Origin of the sequence: Candidatus Nanosynbacter sp. TM7-053, assembly GCF_022828375.1 — a bacterium.
In the GTDB taxonomy this organism is placed as follows: domain Bacteria; phylum Patescibacteriota; class Saccharimonadia; order Saccharimonadales; family Saccharimonadaceae; genus Nanosynbacter.
Genome location: NZ_JAJQJX010000001.1, coordinates 313,155 through 332,248 on the forward strand (window position 1 = coordinate 313,155; position 19,094 = coordinate 332,248).

The 19,094-nt window shown below is 41.9% G+C and carries 11 protein-coding genes, 3 tRNA genes, 1 rRNA gene and 1 other RNA gene; 3 read left to right on the forward strand and 13 right to left on the reverse strand.

What is annotated here, in order from left to right:
* Positions 1-154: 154 nt before the first annotated feature.
* The 5 genes from pyrD to LRM50_RS01740 form a co-directional block, all read right to left on the reverse strand.
* Complete coding sequence (gene pyrD, locus LRM50_RS01720; RefSeq protein ID WP_243809630.1) at positions 155-1,294, reverse strand: dihydroorotate dehydrogenase (quinone); 1,140 nt, start codon at positions 1,292-1,294, stop codon at positions 155-157.
* A 287-nt stretch (positions 1,295-1,581) separates the two neighbouring features.
* Positions 1,582-3,027, reverse strand: a complete 1,446-nt coding sequence (locus LRM50_RS01725) for a non-canonical purine NTP pyrophosphatase (RefSeq protein ID WP_243809631.1) — start codon at positions 3,025-3,027, stop codon at positions 1,582-1,584.
* A gap of 596 nt (positions 3,028-3,623) precedes the next feature.
* Positions 3,624-3,700, reverse strand: a tRNA-Val gene (locus tag LRM50_RS01730).
* A 13-nt stretch (positions 3,701-3,713) separates the two neighbouring features.
* Positions 3,714-3,790 (reverse strand) — tRNA-Ile (locus tag LRM50_RS01735).
* 49 nt (positions 3,791-3,839) lie between these two features.
* Positions 3,840-3,916, reverse strand: a tRNA-Ala gene (locus LRM50_RS01740).
* A gap of 66 nt (positions 3,917-3,982) precedes the next feature.
* On the opposite strand from LRM50_RS01740, the gene LRM50_RS01745 reads away from it, so the two are divergent.
* Positions 3,983-4,222, forward strand: coding sequence for a hypothetical protein (locus LRM50_RS01745; protein ID WP_243809632.1), 240 nt, complete (start codon positions 3,983-3,985; stop codon positions 4,220-4,222).
* A gap of 293 nt (positions 4,223-4,515) precedes the next feature.
* On the opposite strand, the gene LRM50_RS01750 is transcribed toward LRM50_RS01745, so the two are convergent.
* From LRM50_RS01750 to LRM50_RS01765, 4 genes are all read right to left on the reverse strand, one after another.
* Positions 4,516-6,042 (reverse strand): 16S ribosomal RNA (locus LRM50_RS01750).
* A 214-nt stretch (positions 6,043-6,256) separates the two neighbouring features.
* Positions 6,257-6,688 (reverse strand): divergent PAP2 family protein, encoded by a 432-nt coding sequence (locus LRM50_RS01755; RefSeq protein WP_243809633.1) that lies wholly within the window; start codon positions 6,686-6,688, stop codon positions 6,257-6,259.
* Between the two features lie 6 nt (positions 6,689-6,694).
* Positions 6,695-9,190: a DNA gyrase subunit A gene (gyrA, locus tag LRM50_RS01760; RefSeq protein ID WP_243809634.1), complete on the reverse strand. Its 2,496-nt coding sequence runs from the start codon at positions 9,188-9,190 to the stop codon at positions 6,695-6,697.
* Between the two features lie 9 nt (positions 9,191-9,199).
* Entirely contained in the window at positions 9,200-11,188 is a 1,989-nt protein-coding gene (locus tag LRM50_RS01765; protein ID WP_243809635.1) for a DNA gyrase/topoisomerase IV subunit B, read from the reverse strand.
* A gap of 150 nt (positions 11,189-11,338) precedes the next feature.
* Here LRM50_RS01765 and LRM50_RS01770 point away from each other — a divergent pair, with 150 nt between their 5' ends.
* Both LRM50_RS01770 and LRM50_RS01775 read left to right on the forward strand, forming a co-directional pair.
* Positions 11,339-12,943, forward strand: a complete 1,605-nt coding sequence (locus LRM50_RS01770; RefSeq protein WP_243809636.1) for a hypothetical protein — start codon at positions 11,339-11,341, stop codon at positions 12,941-12,943.
* A 10-nt stretch (positions 12,944-12,953) separates the two neighbouring features.
* Positions 12,954-13,523, forward strand: a complete 570-nt coding sequence (locus tag LRM50_RS01775) for a hypothetical protein (RefSeq protein ID WP_243809637.1) — start codon at positions 12,954-12,956, stop codon at positions 13,521-13,523.
* Positions 13,524-13,537: 14 nt separating this feature from the next.
* Here LRM50_RS01775 and LRM50_RS01780 read toward each other — a convergent pair whose 3' ends face one another.
* The 4 genes from LRM50_RS01780 to ssrA all read right to left on the reverse strand — a co-directional run bounded on the left by LRM50_RS01780 (position 13,538) and on the right by ssrA (position 19,070).
* Complete coding sequence (locus tag LRM50_RS01780) at positions 13,538-16,441, reverse strand: type IV secretory system conjugative DNA transfer family protein (protein ID WP_243809638.1); 2,904 nt, start codon at positions 16,439-16,441, stop codon at positions 13,538-13,540.
* Positions 16,442-16,449: 8 nt separating this feature from the next.
* Positions 16,450-16,896 (reverse strand): hypothetical protein, encoded by a 447-nt coding sequence (locus LRM50_RS01785; protein WP_146423692.1) that lies wholly within the window; start codon positions 16,894-16,896, stop codon positions 16,450-16,452.
* Between the two features lie 54 nt (positions 16,897-16,950).
* Positions 16,951-17,322 (reverse strand): hypothetical protein, encoded by a 372-nt coding sequence (locus tag LRM50_RS01790; protein ID WP_146423691.1) that lies wholly within the window; start codon positions 17,320-17,322, stop codon positions 16,951-16,953.
* A 1,358-nt stretch (positions 17,323-18,680) separates the two neighbouring features.
* Positions 18,681-19,070, reverse strand: a transfer-messenger RNA (tmRNA) gene (gene ssrA, locus LRM50_RS01795).
* Positions 19,071-19,094 lie beyond the last annotated feature (24 nt).

Genomic DNA, 19,094 nt, shown 5'->3' on the forward strand with positions numbered 1-19,094 from the left:
ATCGACAAGTCAATAAATTGACAAATCTATCTACACTCAGATGTTTTCTCACTGCCCTCGCACGTTTTGCAGTGTATTGCCAGAGGTTCGTTTGAACATTCGCTTAACTAGTAATTAACTATACAGCAGCTGAGATTCTTTTGCAAGGGTTTTTTCAAAGTTTTTTCGACTTTTTTTGCTTTTTATTAAAATCAGCGCCAATCGCCTCAGAAATACTAGAAAACCCGTCATTTTTTAGCAGTTGAGACAGCTCGCGATTTATTCGCCCAATTAACTGCGGACCTTCAAAAAACAGCCCGGTGATAAGCCCAACTAGACTAGCCCCTGCCTTAATCTTAGCGTATGCGTCTTCGGCCGAAAAAACTCCGCCAACACCAATGACAGTTAGTTTGTCTCCATAATTCTTATACGTATACCCAATCAATTCTAAACTATGTGCGCGAGTAGGTTCGCCGCTTAATCCACCCCTAATGTCATCAGTCAAAGGATCTTTAAGATCTACCCTCCCACGATCCTTTATTAAATTAGCAACCGTTACACCCCGAATATTATGCTCAACAATAACCTTTAATAGCGAGTCGAACTGCTTCAAATCATACAAATGTGGCATTTTAATCCAGAAAGGAACATTTCTCTCTACAGAATCTAATTCGCTTAATAAAGACTCCAGCGTATCGGCATAAATAAACGGCTCCTTGCCAGCATTCGGACAAGAAATATTGATCTCTATAACACTAGCCAAGCTGTTTTCTACGATATAACTAACCGCTTTTTTTACGTCCCGAATTATATATTCTTCCGGAACGACTGGTCCAAATTCGTCTTTCGTGGATTTATCAGCAATAACAGCCACAGACACAACAGTCGGCATTGATTTAACTTTGGATCTATTCAGCTCAATATAGTCGCTAATCTTCTCTAGTCCATAATTTGGCATACCAGCGTACACAACTACAGATTTAGTATTCGGCAATCGATGAAACCACGGTCGCAGATTTCCCCTTCTCGGCTCCATAGTTACAGATCCACCAGAAGCAAAGCCAAATCCAACATCTTCCATTAAAGGCGACAGTTGTACATTTTTATCAAATCCCGCTGACAAGCCTATTGGGTTATTAAATACAACTCCATCAATTTCCTGCTGTAGCGACTTGTCCTGGAAGCTCCATAATTTACGAATAGCCCACCTAACAGGAGGAAACGCCTGCGCCAAACGACCGCAAAAAATAATTAGTTTATGCGTAAAGTCTGGTGTTAGTAGGAATAATATTGGCTTGATAATGTTTTTATACATCTCTACTATACTATTATATTAAATGCAGACCTCTAAAACAAACTCCATACGTTTTTCATAGCTCTTACTGATCTAAGTCTGCTTTTTAATTCTCCTTCGTCACCAAGGAAAAACCCATCTTTTCCGCTCTGAACTTCTAGTTTAACCTGAATTCGCACCGACTTATCACACCCGTTAGCTATAGATACAATTCTATCTAAGGTAAAGAAACTCCCTACTGATATGATTTTTCGATGTTCTTAACATTATGAACTATAGCGTTAAGATCAACTATTACGCGATAGTTATTATTTTGACAATTCACGGTCTATAAACTTCTTCAACTCTACAATTATCCATGAGTCAAATTCACGCTTTTCTTTATCAGTCATTTCATCCCAGGTTTTTGCCCTCACCGAGGCTTCAAAAGCAGCTCCAATTGGGTAAGCGCTACCGTTGTATGGAAGTTTCAATTTCTCCCTGTTCAGATACCCTTCTGTCTTATTGTGAATAACTTTGTAATCACCTGATGGAGTAACGATGGCTATGCACTGATCAAAGTACGCATCGTAGTTCTTGAGGTTTTCTGTCTTCTTCTGAAAAAATCTCCAGAACTTCTCTTGAGACACCTCCTCTGGCAATTCACCACCCCATCTGCGCAGGGCAACACCAGGCTCACCATACAACTCTTTGATAAAAAAGCCCGTATCGTCCCCTATGGCTATTTGGCCAGTTTTAACCGAATAGGCTCTTGCCTTTGCTATTGCATTATCCTCTATTGATGTGACTCCTTCTGGTATTTGAATCTTCTCAGAAGTCTGCGGCATACGAATACTATATTTATCGCCTATATATATCCTAAAATCATCAAATTTTGAGGTATTTCCCGTAGCAATAAGTATATCTTTATTATCAACCGGCACAATCAAAGGTAAAAAGCGCTCTTTCATATATTTTGTATACTTTGTCAAATCATTAAAGAATGGTACAGAAATCACCCTCAGGAGACGTACCCCAGTTGAATCAAAGATCTTGTTCGAAATAATCCTTTCAAATTCCAATCTATCGTCAAATTTAACGGCTTCAATATCCTTTACATCCCTAGCTACAACTAGCCACGGATTAAGTTGCTGGCTTCGCAGCATTTTTACTGCATCCTGAATAGTTTTCGTTTTTATATGGATGCCATTATAAGCCAGCTCAGACAGCAGCACTATCCTAACGTTATTCGGCGTGAGTTCACTCCATCTTTGCAACAACGGGACAAAAATAGGGCAAACCTCTGGATCTAACAATGTACCTCCCATTTCTATAAAGAAATGTTTCGGTCGACCTATTTGATTCCAGATACGAAGAATACGCAACTCAAGATACACAGAGAGGTGAGGATTTATTTGAAGATGGTTCTCGGCAGCCCCAAACTCGTTTAAGAAGTCACGCCATAAATCACCTCCAATGAGATAATGCTCTGTTGACCATTTCTTACCAGGATTGAACTGTGAATAAACCGCAAAATCATCTATGTCCGACCGAGCATGAATACCATAGTCGTCAGTATTGAGGAGTCCGTCAAATTTCATAGCGTCAGAACCTTCAACAATATTTAGCAACTGAGCTATCAGAGTACCCTTTCCCATATCAGAGTGTGGATAACTATTTATAAAATAAAATTTTTCACCATCAACTGGCTTCAGATCTTCAATCTGAGATCTCAATTGTCTTAATGTTTTTTGGTTTTCATAAACTTCGCTCATCACCCTCTCCTTAGTTGTTTTACTTTATGATACAAGCTTGCTACAGCTATCTTTATCGTCACATTCTAGATGAACCCAATTTACATCGCAACCGCACATATAAAATACTCTTCTTGCAATTTGGGTTAATACAGGAGAAGAGCAAAAACCGTTCTTCTTCAATAAATCCATTTGTTCACGCGGATAGCCATAGTATATACCAATTCCTGGCATATAGGCAAATTCCAAAGAGTCCTCTATATATAATCCTTCACGAAAGTTACTCTCAAACTGCTCTTCTCTGAGAAAAAACACTGTGAACACCCGGCACCTCACCTGACCGAGGTAATCTTGTCGTATGTGTGGGTATATACGAATAGCCATCGGCAACAGCCTGTTCTATAAGCGTAGTCTTACCAGACGCCGAAGCTCCTGTAACTATAAAAGAGGGTAAATCACAAATTCTATCCATTTTTAGTCTGGTGTTAATAAAAATAATATCGGCTTAATAATATGCTTATATATATTCTAAGAGTATAACTATCTATGCTTTATTAAGCAAGGTTGCTTATAAACAAAAAATCGCCTACTCGGCGATAATCATGACTGTCTATGATTGGTGGGCGCTGAGGGACTCGAACCCCCGACCCTCTCGGTGTAAACGAGATGCTCTAGCCAACTGAGCTAAGCGCCCATATTAAAAAATATGGTGGGCGATGAGGGACTTGAACCTCCGACCTCGTCATTATCAGTGACGCGCTCTAACCAGCTGAGCTAATCGCCCTCATTCGTCTTGGTGGAGTGTCGTGGACGTAAGCCCACTTCACCCCATATGGTGGAGACACAGGGACTCGAACCCTGGACCCCCTGCTTGCAAAGCAGGTGCTCTAGCCAACTGAGCTATGTCCCCATAAATGGCCAAGACCTTTTAATTGTACAGTATCTTTTTAATTCTGACAAGTGTATAATTAATAATATGTTATATCAATTTAGTTTTAGCGCATTATTTTTTGGGATTTTAGTCTTAATTGCTGGTGGAATCGTCGTTATTTTCCATCAAAAATTAGCCGACAACCTGGGAAGCGGCATAAGTAGCTATGATCGTTTCAAATTTTGGGGACTTGTTACATGTGGAGTAGGATTCGCTATTATGCTCAGCCTACACACTATCCCATTAAACTGGCTACTGAACTCACTTTTTGGCGGCGGACTATAATAAGCGTCAGCAAAAAACATAAATAGCCAAAAATTATTGGCTATTTTTTATAATCACAATTCTACCAAAATATCAGATTTAATTAAATCTACCATATAAAAAGCCCCTCATAGAGGGACTTTTTCGTTTAACAACTTGATTGTGCAATTCATCAATCGGCTTATCGTAGAGAAAGGTTGAACTTTTGTCTCGTCCTCGAGAGGACTATTGTAAATATGTAAGCTCGACACATTTACGAGACCGACCTAGCTCAATCTGTGATTGCTCGACAGATTGGCATCGTTACTCCCTAGAAAGGAGGTAATCCATCCGCACCTTCCGGTACGGATACCTTGTTACGACTTAACCCCAATCATGCCCCCCACCTTAGGCCGACGAATCGGACTTCGGGTGTTGGTCACTTTCATGGTTTGACGGGCGGTGTGTACAAGACCCGGGAACGTATTCACCGCAACTTGCTGATTTGCGATTACTAGCGATTCCGACTTCATGCAGGCGAGTTTCAGCCTACAATCCGAACTGGGACTAGCTTTGATGCGATTTGCTTCACCTCGCGGCTTCGCTGCGCATTGTACTAGCCATTGTATTACGTTTCTAGCCCAGGACGTAAGGGAAATACTGACCTGACATCATCCCCTCCTTCCTCCCCGTTACCGGGGCAGTCTGAATAGAAAAATACAACTATTCACAAGGGTTGCGCTCGTTGAAGGACTTAACCTAACATCTCACGACACGAGCTGACGACGGCCATGCATCACCTGTCACAGGGTTCCAAAAGGCACAGTCTACTTTCGCAGACCTTCCCTGGATGTCAAGCCCTGGTAAGGTTCTTCGGTTATCATCGAATTAAAGAACATAATCCACCGCTTGTGCGGGTCCCCGTCAATTCCTTTATGTTTTAGCCTTGCGGCCGTACTCCACAGGCGGGATACTTAACGCGTTAGCTTCGCTACTGAAGGGGTCGATACCTCCAACAGCTAGTATCCATCGTTTACGGCGTGGACTACCCGGGTATCTAATCCGGTTCGCTCCCCACGCTTTCGTGCCTTAGCGTCAGAAATGGCCCAGTAACCTGCCTACGCCATCGGTGTTCCTTCTAATATCTACGGATTTCACTCCTACACTAGAAATTCCAGTTACCTCTACCATTCTCGAGTTTAACAGTTTGAATAATAGTCTGTATGGTTGAGCCACCAGGTTTCACTATTCACTTATTAAACCGCCTACGCAACTCTTTACGCCCAGTCACTCCGGATAATGCTTGCACCCTACGTATGACCGCGGCTGCTGGCACGTAGTTAGCCGGTGCTTATTCATGAGTTACCGTCATATTCTTCACTCATAAAAGAAGTTTACAACCCGAAGGCCTTCATCCTTCACGCGGCGTTGCTCCATCAGGCTTTCGCCCATTGTGGAAGATTCCTCACTGCTGCCTCCCGTAGGAGTCTGGACCGTGTCTCAGTTCCAGTCTGGCTGATCATCCTCTCAGACCAGCTATGGATCGTCGGCTTGGTAGGCCATTACCCTACCAACTACCTAATCCAACGCAGGCTTCTCCCAAAGCGCCCGAAGGCTTTAATCCGAAGACCATATGCGGCATTAGCTACCCTTTCGGGCAGTTATTCCTCACTTTGGGGCAAATTCCTACGCGTTACTCAGCCGTCCGCCGCTCGCCGACATTTTACACAAAATTCTTGAATAAATCTTCTATACTACTCAGAAGCTTCCAGAATTCAGTGTAAAACTCGCTGCCGCTCGACTTGCATGTGTTAGGCACGCCGCCAGCATTCATCCTGAGCCAGGATCAAACTCTCCGTTAAAAATCTACTTTGTATCAAAGTATTAAGGCTCTACAAAAATATAAACTGACGATGATATTGCACAATCAAATTGTTAAAGTTCATCTTAAGTCAGACTGAAGTATGATTTACCTCGTTTTATAGATTGTAAATCGTTGCTTAACTCGCACTTCAGCAACCAGACTTGTTACTAATCTTACCGTATATAATTGCCTAGGTCAATAGATTTTTACAATTATTTTGTTGCGAAAAATACAACGGCAGCCACAACCACACCAATAGCCGCTCCAGCCGCCACTTCTATAGGGGTGTGACCATGAGCAACGCGAAGCTTTTTCAACTTGCTACTCTGCTCTGAAATTAACTTATTAAGCGCTTCACCCTGCATTCCAGACGAATAGCGAACCATCATGGCATCATACATTACTATAATAGCCAGCCAAGTAGCTAGTCCGAATACAGAACTATCCCAGCCATCTTGTAGCCCCAGAAATACCGCCAGCGACACAACAATCGCACTATGAGCGCTTGGCATACCTCCGGATAGAAGTATTTTTGGATTTGTGTCACCACTAAACACTCGACGATTACGCCCCATGAGATGAAACACTTGCTTCAACCCTTGGGATATCGCCCATGCAATTACTGGGACTATCAAGACTTTCACTATTAATTACCCCTCATCCTGCGGACGATCCGCCATCAAACCGATCGACGAAACAGCGTCGCCGTCAGATAGACGCATAATCGTCACACCCTGAGTTGTCCTTCCGAGCAGCTTTATATCGCTCAAGCCCAGGCGGATAGTTTGACCATTCTGAGAAACCAATAGCGCCTCTGTTATTTCTGGATCAATAGTCTGCACAGAGATAATCGGACCAGTTTTTGCAGTTACAACTGCGGCTTTTATACCGACTCCGCCACGTTTATGACTTGGGAAATTCGACACCTTTGTACGTTTACCGAAGCCTTTTTCGCTAACCACCAGCAAGGTTTGGTCGTCACCCGTAACGATATCCATACCAACAACAGAGTCGTTTGGACGTAATCTTACGCCACGAACACCACGAGCTGATCTACCCATTGGGCGCGTATCTTTCTCGTTAAAGCGAATAGCTTGTCCTGCAGACGTAGATATAATCACATCATTTTCTCCAGTCGTCCTCTTTATCCAGCGAAGCTCATCGCCCTCATCCAATTTAATAGCAATCAATCCATTCGTACGAACATTGGCATAATCTTTCACAGGAGTCTTTTTAACTGTGCCCTTCTTTGTCGCCATGAACAGATATCCGTCTTCGTTGGCGTTCTTTTCGTGCTTGATAATTGCCGTTATCTTCTCTTCTGGCTGAAGTTGCAATAAGTTAACCGCAGCAACACCCTTCGCGCTTAGGCTAGCAGCCGGCACTTCGTAAGCCTTCAAGCGGAAGATCCTACCCATATTGGTGAAGAATAATAGATAATCGTGCGAGCTCGCCTGAACAACTTGATCGATAACATCTTCTTCCTTAGTCGTCATTCCGCGCTTACCCTTACCACCACGATTTTGCCTACGATAATCACTTACTAAGGTTCGCTTGATGTAATTTTCGCTTGTAAGTAGAATTACCGACTCTTCCTCTGGAATTAGCTCTTCATCGGAGAATTTTCCTAGTTCGTGATTAATGATCTTACTGCGCCTATCATCACCATACTTTTCTTTCATAGCAAGCAACTCTTCCTTAACGACACGCAAAATTTCGTTCTCGTCAGCCAGAATTGCCTCCAGCTTCTTAATCAGTTCATGAAGTTGCTTCAATTCTTCTTCAATCTTGTCGCGCTCCAATCCCTGTAATCGTCGTAGTTGCATCGCCAAAATTGCGGCCGCTTGAATTTCCGACAGACCAAATCGCTCCATCAAACGCTTGTCGGCGTCATCATAACTTTCGCGAATTGTCTTGATCACCTCGTCGATATGATCAAGCGCAATTTTCAGGCCTTCCAATATATGAGCTCGTTCCTTAGCTTTGCGAAGTTCAAACTCAGTCCTACGTCGAATAACGCCTTGACGATGCTTAATGAATTCCGCCAAAATCTCTTTCAAGCCCATAACTTTAGGCTGGATACCATTGACCAAAGCCAGGACATTATAATGGAATGATGTTTGTAATCCAGTCAATTTATACAATTGATTAAGAATCTTCTTTGGATAAGCATCTTTTTTCAGTTCAACAACAACTCGAACCTTACCGCGAGCACTCTCATCTCGCGCATCGGCAATGTGCGTTATTTTTTTAGCAAGGACAAGTTCTCGAACCTTATCAACAAAGCCTTCTTTACTCATGCCATACGGAACTTCTGTGATTATAATACTGTAACGGCCATTTTTGCGCTCTTCAATCGACGCAACCGCACGAATCGTAACTGAACCACGCCCAGTTTCATATGCTTGACGCATTGGCGCACCACCATAAACTTCCGCACCCGTCGGGAAATCAGGACCCTTAATATGCGTCAACAGTTCATCTAATGTAATTTCAGGATTATCTATTTGAGCGACTGTAGCGTCAACCACCTCACCAAGGTTGTGCGGCGGAATATTTGTCGCCATACCAACAGCAATACCCATCTGACCATTCAACAGAATATTTGGGACGGCTGACGGCAAAACTACCGGCTCTTTCTCTGTTCCGTCGAAGTTATCACGAAAATCAACAGTTTCTTTGTCGATATCAGACAGCAACTCGCCGCCAATTTTATCCATTCGCGCCTCAGTATAACGGGAAGCCGCTGGCTCATCACCGTCCATAGAACCAAAGTTACCCTGACCTTCAACCAGCGTATACCGCATCTTCCAAGGTTGAGCCAAGTTCACCATGGCGTCATAAATTGATGAGTCACCGTGTGGATGGTAGTTACCCATAACTTCACCGACGATCTTTGCCGACTTCACTGTAGCATGAGGAGCACGCCAACCATTCTTATTCATCGCATACAAAATACGGCGATTAACAGGCTTCAGCCCGTCACGAACGTCCGGCAAGGCACGGTCAATAATAACCGACATGGAGTATTTAAGGAAGGAATCTTCCATAACGCGCTCGACTGTCGACTTTTCAATACCGCGAACTTCTGGTTCTTCGTTCAGAATTTCTGGTTCTACTATATTTTTATTATCGTTGTCCGCCATATCTCCTCCTTAAAAGTCCAAATCTTCCACATTAACCTTAGCGGCATTTGTTTGAATAAAATTTTTCCTCAATTCTACGCTATCACCCATAAGCTTCGTAAATATCGCGTCTGCCCGTTCTGCGTCCTCAATATTAACCTTCACTAATGTTCGATTTTCTGGATTCATAGTCGTTTCCCATAATTGAGCGGCATCCATCTCACCAAGACCCTTAAATCGTTGCTGTGCTGTGTAGCCTGCCTGCTTAAATTTCTCAGCATTTTCATCAATCTTTACACCAGCAGCCTTGCGCTCATTGATCTTTTCGTTCAATTTTTGCTCGAGGGCTACTTCATCATAGACGTAATCTATCTTACGATTACTGCCAGTTCCTCTACTCAGCCCGAACAGAGGCGGCTTCGCCAGATACACGTGGCCCGCTTCAATCACTTCAGACATATATCGGAAGAAGAATGTCATCAAAAGCGTAGAAATGTGCGCACCGTCAACGTCGGCATCTGTCATGAATATTATCTTGTCGTAACGAATGCCACTGATATCAAATTGGTCGCCGATTCCAACGCCCATAGCCTTAATCAACGAAACAATTTCAGCATTAGCAAACATCTTGTCAAACCTTGCACGCTCGGTATTCAGCACCTTACCGCGAAGAGGAAGAACAGCCTGAATAGTTGAATCGCGACCATCCTTAGCTGAACCCGCAGCAGAATTACCCTCGACAATAAATAATTCACAATCTTTTCGGTTACGAGATGAGCAATCCGTCAACTTAGATGGCAAGTTTAAGCCTTCAAATGCTCCCTTACGGATAACGTTGTCGCGCGCAGCCCTTGCCGCCTTACGAGCTCGTGCCGCCAATGTAGCCTTGCCAACAACCTTCTTAGCTGTAGCTGGATTTTCCTCCAAGTAATACGCAAAATATTCGCTCATCACCTGGTCAACATAGCGGCGCATCTCTGGATTACCAAGTTTATTTTTGGTCTGACCTTCAAACTGAGGATCTGGCAACTTCACCAAAATAACTGCCGTCAAACCTTCGCGGATGTCATCACCAGTCAGATTATCTTCTTTTTCTTTCAGCAAGCTATTCTTACGAGCATAATCATTAATTACACGCGTGAGGGCTGTTCGAAAACCAACCAAATGAGTACCACCATCAGGAGTTAAGACGTTATTGGCAAATGGCTTTACCACTTCAGCGTAAGTGTCGTTATACTGAACCGCAATTTCCACCATACAATCTTCAACCTGCTTCTCGACATAAAATATATCGTCCGATAAAACATCCTTGCCAATATTCAGGTTTTTTACATAGCTCTGAATACCGCCCTCAAAGTAGAAAGCTTTTCGTTCACCAGTTCGCTCATCAATAACAGACGTGTGAATGCCTTTTGTAAGGTACGCCTGATGACGAAGATAATTAACAACCCATTTATAGTCAAAATTAACTGTTTCCTTAAAGATAGTTGGGTCTGGGTAAAATGTAATTGTCGTACCGGAATCATCAGACTTTCCGATTACTTCTAACTCTGTCTGAGGCACGCCTGTTGCGTATTCTTGGCGATAGATTTTACCGTTCTTCCTAACTTCAGCAATCATCCGCGTAGATAGCGCATTCACAACACTAGAACCAACACCATGAAGTCCTGATGAAACCTTGTAGCCACCGCCACCAAACTTACCGCCGGCGTGTAAGATTGTTAATACCGTCTCTAGCGTACTCTTACCCGTCTTTGGGTGTTTATCGACAGGGATACCACGACCATCATCAGATACTCGAACACCACCATCCTTTAACAAAGTTACTTCGACCTTTGTAGCATAACCAGCGATTGCCTCGTCAATTGAGTTATCGGCAATCTCCTTAATCAAGTGATGTACGCCCTCATACCCCGTACTACCGATATACATTCCTGGACGCTTACGAACCGGCTCAAGACCCTCTAGGACCTGGATTTGTGAGCCATCATAAGATTGTTCATTTGTTTGTTTAGCCATATCTCCCTCACTATTATCTGAATTATCAGCTCTTTTCAACAACCTTATTATACATCAAAATAGATATATTCTCAAACTATTTACTTTTTCAGCATGCTTATGCTAAAGTTAGATTAAAGTTATATAACAACAAAAATAAAAGAGGTCAAAATGTTCAAAAAAATTATCTCGCGCCTACCATACAGCCCTTCAATGATCCACAATTTGGGCTTTTATGCGAAACGCTTACGCAAAGAAGAAGCCACTCGAAAGATCGGGCTTATTTTAACTGCCCTAGCGCTTATTGTGCAATCTTTCACTGTTTTTTCACCGCCAGAATCAGCCAATGCAGCAGATTCCAGCGACCTCATTTACGGCGGAATTTCTAGCGGTCAGCAGCTGATGGCTCATTATGACGCGAACACAAATAATATTCACGACCTCTACGATCATCTTGGTATTAGCCGCTCAGATCTAGTAGCTGCAACAGGAAATCTTCAGACATTAAATAGTAACATGGGAACTTATTCTTGGGGACTTACGCCTCATTTTGGACCATCAAGAGGTGAAGGTTCATATGTAGTGCGCACATCTCAAGGAGGGGCTCGCACATTCTACTATCGACCTCACAACCTCTGGGGCAGTTTCTCATACAGAGCATTCGTTGGATATTCGACCGGAACTGGCTGGTTTGCAATTATGCTTAACTGTGGCAACTTAATCTTAAAATTCGCACCGCCGAACCATCATTGTCCGACTGGTCAAGTTGGCACATACCCAAACTGCTCCACTCCACCACAGCCAGTAGCTACATGTAACGCTCTAGACATAAAGAATAATGGAGACACTTACCAACTTACAGCCAACGCAAGTGCAGCCAACGGTGCTACAATTCAAAAATATGTATACAGTATTTATCGAGGAAACACCCTAGTTAAAACTATAGAAAGCAACGATAAGATTGTATCTTATACAGAGAAAACACCAGGATCATACAAAGTTGTTCTAACGGTAAAAAGCTCGCTGGGCGACAAGACCTCAGACGCCTGCGTAAAGACATTTACTATACCAGAGCCAGCAAGATGTCCTCAAAATCCTAAATTATTAAAAGACGACCCTCAGTGCCAACCATGTCCAGGCGACTCTACGATATGGATTAACGATAGTCGATGTTCTGCCTCGTTCGTACAGACAAAAACCGCAGTTAATCTCACCCAAAATAATGCTGACGCAACAACTACAGTTGCGAAATCTGGAGATCGAATTACCTACACTCTTTCAGTAAAAAACAAAGGTCTTAAAGAGGAAGAATTTACATTCAAAGATCAAGTCAGCGACCTATTAGAATATGCAGACATATTCGACGCTGGCGGCGGAACATTGACAGATGATAAAGGTGCTAGCGCGGGCAGCGGCAACGCAAAAGTTCTAGTATGGAACCCTATCAAGATCAAGCCAGGAGAAACCCAGAAGCGCAGCTTTACCATCCAAATAAAGAACAGCATCCCGGCGATGGCTAGCGGTAAAAGTAATCCAATGTCTTATGACTGTAGGATTGATAACACATTTGGCAACACGGTAAGTACGAAGATCGACTGCCCTACACCGAAAGTCATTGAACAAACCACTTCGCAACTACCAAAAACTGGTGCCAGCGAGAATATGATGTTCGCAGGAATTATTGCAGCCGTGGTCGTATACTTCTACGCTAGATCACGTCAATTGAATAAAGAAGTTAGAATCATTCGGCGAGACATGTCCGCAGGAACTTTATAGGAGGTGAAAAATGAGTGAAAAATTAAAATCTACCGTAGAGAATGCTGTCGACACCAGAGAATTAGCAGATTTAAGCAGAGAAAAAGCTGCTGAAATCGAAAGATCCCTAGAAAAGGCGGCTGAAAAAGAAAAATCAAATGCCGAAAATGAAAATAGCATTAAACATGAGGCTATGGAAATTGCCGCCCGCCAAGAAAAGCGGCAAGAACAAAAAGAATCTAAAGAGATAAAAGAAGATAAGCCTCTTACAAAGAAAGATATCGAAGCTTCGTATAAGAAGACTTTGGAAAACGTACAAGACCAACTATCAGCTCCATCCAGGGCTTTCAGCAAGGTTATTCATAATCCAGTCGTCGAAAAAACTAGTGACGCAATTGGCAATACTGTTGCCCGCCCTAACTTAATCATCTCTGGCGCCTTAGGCGCAATAGCTTCTGTCGTTGTGTATTTTATCGCCAAACGATACGGATATCTATTGTCAGGTTCAGAAACTATTATCCTGTTTGTAGCCGGCTGGTCTATTGGCGCTGTTATCGAATACGCTCGAGTAGGGTTTATCAACAACAGGAAAAATAGCTAGATAGATGTTGAATCTTATCTCAAACTAATCATCACTTCACTATCGTCATCATCACCATTGCGCAAATCGAGCCGATTCTTAACCACAGGTTGGCTCGATTTTACATTTACAGAAGAAACAGGGTTATTATTTGTAGTCATAGACATATTTGGCTTATTAGCAACAGCACTATCTATCACAGAAGGTTGACTTTGCTGTTTATTGCCAAGGTTAGAAGCTGTAGCGTTTACATTATTTATATTAGAAGGCGCATTATCAACCGCCCCTGGGCGACCTTGCGGATTCTGTATTTGCGAGGAAGCCTGTGGGGCTTGCGAATTTACTGGTCTTACAGTTGGGCTAGGAGCGGGCTTTCCTCCTAATTGTTGTCTCTTCGCTAGCCATTCATCCAAGAACGATGACCCACCGCCCGACGATTTTTGACCAACAGAAGGCGCTAATTGAGAAGGACTCGTCTTTGGTTGCGCACTACCTCTAATCCTGTCAAATATCTCCTTTTCAACAACAGCTCGTGGTCTACCGTATTTAGCAGCAGATAGCCTTACTAACGCATCTCTCAGCTGATTATTAACTTGCCCCATCGGAGGAATCCAATTCATACTAAACGGCGCAGACGGCACATTATTAATCATCACAGAGGTTATAGATTGAAAGTTTGGCAATTTAGCCAAGTCGTCGACATCGAAGGTCGGCTGGAACTTCTTAACCATCAATTCGGCGTCAGTTACACCGATACGCCCAGAAATTACTGTACCGACGTTACCAATAATAGCTTCTCGTATCTTATCTGTTAACTGCGTCATAAACTGGTTACCCATAATAAGACTCAATTTATACTTACGAGCCTCAGACAAAATAGATTCAAAGCTGTCAGTGGCAAAATTCTGGAACTCGTCAACATACAATGAGAAATCGACTCGCTGATCCTCTGGAATATCCGCCCGAGACATCGCTGCTGCCTGGAACTTCATCACAAAAATAATACCCAGAAGCTTCGAATTAAGTTCACCCATCTTACCTTTCGACAAGTTAACCAGCAAAATCTTATTATTATCCATAATTTCACGCAAATTAAATCCAGATTTGGTCTGACCAATGATATTGCGCATTGCATCATTGGAAATAAATGGACCAAACTTTGATACAACCCACGAAATAACCTCACCCGCCTCATTTGACCTCTGTGATGCAGGAAATTCCTTTGTCCAAAAATCAATAACCTGCTGATCTTTTACGTATTTCAGCTTACTCTTAACAAACTCGGGGTCGATAAGACACTTTGGTACGTCAATAAACGTTCCACCAGCAGGATCCGACATCAACAATAAAGCGCAGTTTCTAAAAATATGCTCCAAGCGAGGACCAACAATTCCTGTATGACCTGGATCGTAAAGGCCATACAGCATATTAATTGCCTCTTGAACCAAAAAATCTTTTTGGTCTGGAGTGTCGAACTCAAACATATTCAAGCCAATTGGATTGGTCATGTCGGCAGGATTAAAATAGATAATATCCTCAACGCGTTCTTTTGGAACCTTACCCAATAAAGATTCAACCAAATCACCGTGCGGATCAATAAAGGCGAATCCCCGACCATCCATCATATCCTGATATGCCATATTTTCCTGCAAGACAGACTTACCAACACCTGTTTGACCAATAATATATACGTGGCGGCGACGGTCTTTTGTGCCGATTCGAATAGGTTTTTTGACTCCTCGAAATTCGTTATATCCAATCAGTAAACCTTCATCCAAAACGTCTGTTGGTCCATCAACCTGCTTGGACATCTGTCGCTTAACTTGTGAAGTCGGGATCGCGTTAGCTCCAGGTAAATGGAATAACGTTGCCATTTCTACACTGTTGAGAATATTACTACGAGTTTCCTGAGGAAAGAACCTCATAATATAGGCTGTTGTCATTTCCTCAACATTCCTGGTTAAAGAGAACTTAAACCCGTTATTTCGAGGTGAATCAAATAACGAGAAGGCTGCTATTATATTTTTTAACAGCACTTGAGAGCGCGCTGCAGTGTTTGACGAAATTACAACACGCACTAAGACTTCATACGCAGGATAGCGAGCTTTTTCGCTGATAGCATCCACTTCCGCCTGCTCTAAAGATGTTAACTGCTTGTCCTCAGAACTAGAGCCACCGTCTTTTTCATTATTCTCTGGCGGTTTCCACAGAGCCTCCATAATATCCATAGGAGCAACGCCTCCAAAGCCTTTCTTCTTGCCCTTATTTTTCTTCATGCCGTCAATATGAGACTCTGAAGCCTTGGACCAACCATCATACGCCGGACGTAGTAAAAATTGCACACCTATTCCATCTTCTTTGGACGCCGAAGATAAAGCATTTAATAATGCCCTGGAAGCATCTCTTTTCGACTCCTGATAGGTCGATATTGGATAAACAAAGGACTTTTTCAGGGTGAATTCTCCGCCGATGGTTCCGCTCATCTTGCCGACCTTACTGAATATATTAGTATCAGATACCTCCTCTAGACTAGCAGAAGGATATGCTGCCGCTACAGCTTGACGAATAACATCAACTAACACTAGCGGAACAACAGCATAATAGTGAACTAACCCACCATGTGCAACAATCTCAAACGATATATGACGTTGGCCGTAGACTTTACTTTTGAATCCTTTAGTTGCCGTACTTGAGATAATATTGTACATCACCTGGGCTTGCGACAGCACCTCTTCAGTTAAATCTCGCTCATCTCGATTTGAACCATTGACGTCTTCACTTGTCGGAGGCAAATGTATAAGCAACGGCACCATCTTCAAGCCTCGTTCATAATTTTTGGCCTCTCTCAGCATATTACGATACAACACAAAAGCTACCGCAGAACCAGCGGCTATAATAACAATCGCGATAAAACTAACTATCAAAGGACCCGCACCCATACAAAACCCTACTTACTACCGTCGTCATTTTGACCTAAAGTCTTATTATATCGTTTTTTTAAATAATCAGCCTGCAGCTGTGCAATAACTCTATTCCTCTCATATGGATTATCTTTTGTTAAAGCTATAATCTTTTTAACTTTATCCACCCATTCTCTTTCTATCAAGTCTTCATCCGCTGCCACCAGAGGAGTATCATCATCAGCTACTACCCCTGACTGCTTCGCACTTTGATCGTCGTTTTGAGATTGAGATAAAGGAACTGTTGTGGCATTATCAACAGGCAAAGCCACGGGGATATTGTTATATTGCTCAACCCTAGCACCAAGAGACCGCTCAGACTCTCTTCCGACTTCAGGATTTAATGATGTATTTTCTACATTATACTCACCACCACCTATATTTTGTGGCTGCACCTCAGGGGTCCTATTAACTTGTGGCAGTTCGGGATTCATAAATATATTGTACCACGTAACTACTTAAAATACACGACTACATTCAGGAAGGGATTAGTATCTTTTATGTATAAAAAAACACGCCAGCAGCTCAAACACACCAAGTAATAATATCTCAAAGATCCCAACATCGCCCATCGATTGCATACCCACATAAATAACTGGAGCAAGAGAGATTACAGTAGAGTAATAATACGTCTTATACTTAGATTCATTGCGACTATTCTTGAAATTAAAAAATTTCGCAGCTATTCGCTCCGATGTTAAAAATACTACATAAGTTAGACAGATAAATAGTACATACAAACATACAAAAAACGCTAAAATCCCAAACGGACCAGCAGAACTCGGGTTTGTTGCATTCAAAATAACCGCAGTCAAAATCAATGCAACCAACGCTATAAAACTAATTATCTTCATCCCCATACTCACATCATACTATACACAAGAAGCCTGAGCGATAATACTATAGCATATAGACACAAACCATCCGCCGATAAAAAATAACTATTAGGCGCGGGTGCTACTTGCCTATTACCGCTCGAGGCGATTTGACCGCTCCTTAGTTAAGGAGCATCCTTGCAGTTTTCCTCTGCATACATCCAGGACTCTCACCGCTAGCTATTTAACGAGGATTAACTGGATGTATGCGGTACTAACCGCGCGCTCAACGCTTTTACAATTTGCGAAATATTGTATTGTAAAGGCGGAGCATTGGCTGCGTCATTATAAAAATCATGCAGCCAACTGTCCGTCAATTTATACGCAAAATGTAGCTTTATATAAATTTTATTGTTAACGTATTTTTGCTTTTTTATTTTTCTAAAAGCTTAACCTTATACTAGCATAGCCCTATTTAGATGTCAACCATCACTCGGCCAAAAAGCATTGTAATTTTCACCTATTTTTTAATGTTGTTAAAATTATCATCTGTTAATTATTCTCATATCGCTTTATGGCTATCTGTGCATTTTACAACAATCTTGTAATTTTTGAGTATTATCTAGCACAAATTACGCACCATTCAATGAGGATATCGTTGACTTAGCGACCGCCCAACTGCACGACTAACCTATGATTACCTGTCATCCAAACATTGCCACAAAAATATGTTCGTACAGTCAATATCAGACCGACGTCTAACACTCAAATTCGCAATAAAATAATAATCTCTATTCCCCGCTTTATAAAACTCTGTTCACTTTTATTGTCGCACTATAGCAAACTTAACAAAATTATTTTTTATATTATTACAAGAGCGTCCAAGCATCAGTATGCATATTAAATCTTATACATCAAATGTTATACAACAGTTTTAATTAAAAATTACAAAACGAAAGTATAAAGTTTATTCATAGTACACAAAGCCACCTTTTACACTTCAATAAAAGAGTCCTAGAAAATGTGCGACAATTTAATTTGTCGCACACATAAAAGACATAGAAAGCCATCAAACAAACGCCAGTCTCTGACATGTAACTTCATAGTAAAAGCCATTAGAAAAATAGTTGCGAAGATTAGAAAGAAGATTATAAAATGTGTGGTATTTTTTACTCAACTTTTTACAAAAATATTGTTGACATAAGCATTTATATAGCTTATTATAGGGGTAGCTTCTGAATAAAAAAGTTATACAGAGGCCAAAAATAAAAAGAAATTGTAAAACTCCACTTTTTTGAAAACAACCACTACTCGCAGGTGGTTGTTTTTCTATATTAAAGATAAATCCTACTCTTTAACATAAATAAAGCCAGCGATAAGGCTGACTTTTAATCTAATCTACATGGTGGAGCTGCCGGGTACTGCCCCCGGGTCCAACTGGTATCACGATATTCGTCTACAAGCATAGTCTTATTTCAATTTAATTTATAACGCCACTCGACTTAAAAATAAGCCAAAAATGCCGAGCTACGTTACGTAGAAAAAGTCCCATGAGTCTGCTACTTCCAGAATCACAGCGAGCAACATAAATATAACACCTCGTCCACACTATGTTGCCTGCGCGACAAGATGGCTATAGAAAATTACGCTACAGCTGGTGCGAAAGCACGAACCTGGAATAGGCCCGCAACTTTGCTTGCAAAGTTTTTTGCATCTAAAAATATACGTTACGCGTATCATCGGCTTGCAGAATGTCATGATAAGGTCCAATTGTCTAAAGCTATATCAGCCCCACATATCGATTCATATTATACCCT